The 1,978-nt window shown below is 65.4% G+C and carries 1 protein-coding gene and 1 pseudogene; one reads left to right on the plus strand and one right to left on the minus strand.

Going from position 1 to position 1,978, the window contains the following annotated elements:
* A pseudogene (locus DBR34_RS23145) lies at positions 1–275 on the plus strand (hypothetical protein); the annotation flags it as partial.
* A gap of 363 nt (positions 276–638) precedes the next feature.
* Here DBR34_RS23145 and DBR34_RS13785 read toward each other — a convergent pair.
* On the minus strand, positions 639–1,880 hold the full coding sequence (locus DBR34_RS13785; RefSeq protein WP_181394011.1) for a DUF819 family protein: 1,242 nt from the start codon (positions 1,878–1,880) through the stop codon (positions 639–641).
* Positions 1,881–1,978: the final 98 nt, after the last annotated feature.

A 1,978-nucleotide genomic window follows, 5' to 3' on the forward strand; every position in this document is an offset into this window, starting at 1 on the left:
TGCTGCACGAGGCCTGCCATCTGATCGTGCTGCCACCGGAGCGACGCGCGCTGGTGCACACCGACGCGACCGATTCGGTCCCCGAAGAAGACGCCACCTGCTACCTGCAGATCGTGCTGGCCGGGCAACTGCCGGGCGTCGGCAGCGACCGCCTGATGCTGGACATGGATGCCTGGGGGTATACGTATCGGCTGGGGTCCACGCGTGCGTGGTTCGAGCAGGATGCGGAAGACGCACGTGCTTGGCTGATCGAGCGTGGGCTGTTGGCCGCTTAAGGCTTAGGCGATTTAAAGCGCCTCTGTTCGCCGTCTGCTTGAAGCGCGGACGCCGATACCTCGAAGAGCTCTGCCGCGCACACGTTGCGTGTGCTCGTCAAAAAAAAGAGCGAAACAACAACACCCCACGTCCTCCCCTTGCATGCAACGCGCGACCAAGCGCCACCTGCTCTTGCTCCCCCTACCCCACCGCCAGCGCGGAACTGTCTGGGTGCGGGGCGGTAGGGTTCAGCGGGGCCATGAGCAGCATGGATGCTGCGATGAGCCCCATGGATGGGTTCACGCGTGCCCCGCTGAACCCTACCGCCCCGCACCACGTCCCTCAGCAACAAAACCGCCAACAACGCCGCGCAAAAAAACCACCTACTGCCCCGCCATAGCCCGCAACGTAATCCCAACGATGTAAGCCAGGTACGTCCCGGTGGCATACCCCATCGTCCCCAACAGCACCCCCACAGGCGCAAGCGACGGATGGAACGCCGCGGCAACCACAGGCGCAGACGCCGGCCCGCCGATGTTGGATTGCGAACCAATGGCGAAGTAGAAGAACGGCACCTTCAGCACCCGCGCCAAGGCCCACAGCAGCACGATGTGCACGGCGATCCAGATGATGCCCAGCAGGAACAGCCACGGCCGGTCCAGCAGCGCCAGCAGATCCATCTGCATCCCGATGCAGGCAATCAGGAAGTACAGCAGCAGCGAACCCAGCTTCGATGCCCCCGCCCCTTCCAGGTTGCGTGCACGGGTGAAACTCAACGCCAACCCGCACGTCGTGGAAATCACCACCACCCACACGAACGGCGCGTCCAGGCTGAACTGCGACGCCCAGGACACATGGCCCTTGAACCACGCCGACAGCGGCCCGGCGATCGCGTGCGACAGCCCTACCGTCCCGAAGGCCACCGCCACGATCAGCATCAGGTCGGTCAGGCTCGCCACCCGCTCATGCTCGCTGCGGAATTTTTCGATGCGCAGCTTGAGCTCGTCGATGCCCGACGTATCGGCCCCGCTGCGCGCATCGATCTTCGCCGACCGACCGGCCAGGAAGATCAGCGCCGCCATCCACACATAACCCACGCCCACGTCCACCACCGCGAACTGGCCGAAGGTGGTGGCGTTGACGTCGAACACCTCGCGCATCGCCAGCATGTTCGCGCCGCCCCCGATCCAGCTGCCGGCCAGCGCGGCCATGCCGGCCCACGTGTCGCCGGCCACCGTGTCCGGGTGCAGCCACTTCATCAGCTGGAACGCCACCACCGCGCCCAGCATGATGCTGAAGGACGCGCCCAGGTACATCACGATCAGCTTCGGCCCGAGCCGCAGGATGCCCTTGATGTCCACCGCCAGGGTGAGCAGCACCAGCGCCGCCGGCAACAGGATGTCGCGGGCGATGGGGTTGTACAGGTGCGTGTTCTGGCCGTCGATCAGCCCGAACGTGTTGTAGATGCCGGGGATCAGGTAGCACAGCAGCAACGCCGGCACGACCGTGTAGAAGCGCTTCCACAGCCCCTGCTCGCGCGAAGCGGTCCAGAACACGGCGCCGAGGGTGGCGGCGATCAGGCCGAAGACGACGATGTCGTTCTGGATCAGGGCGGGTGCTTTCACGGGTGGGAAATGCCTGGTAAAGGGACACGCGCGTTCGCGCGTGCCGGGAACAAACCCGCAGGTAGAGCCGACCGTTGGTCGGCTGCCGCGGCATGCAG

Source organism: Stenotrophomonas sp. HMWF003, assembly GCF_003061285.1.
GTDB classification, from domain to species: domain Bacteria; phylum Pseudomonadota; class Gammaproteobacteria; order Xanthomonadales; family Xanthomonadaceae; genus Stenotrophomonas; species Stenotrophomonas maltophilia_AP.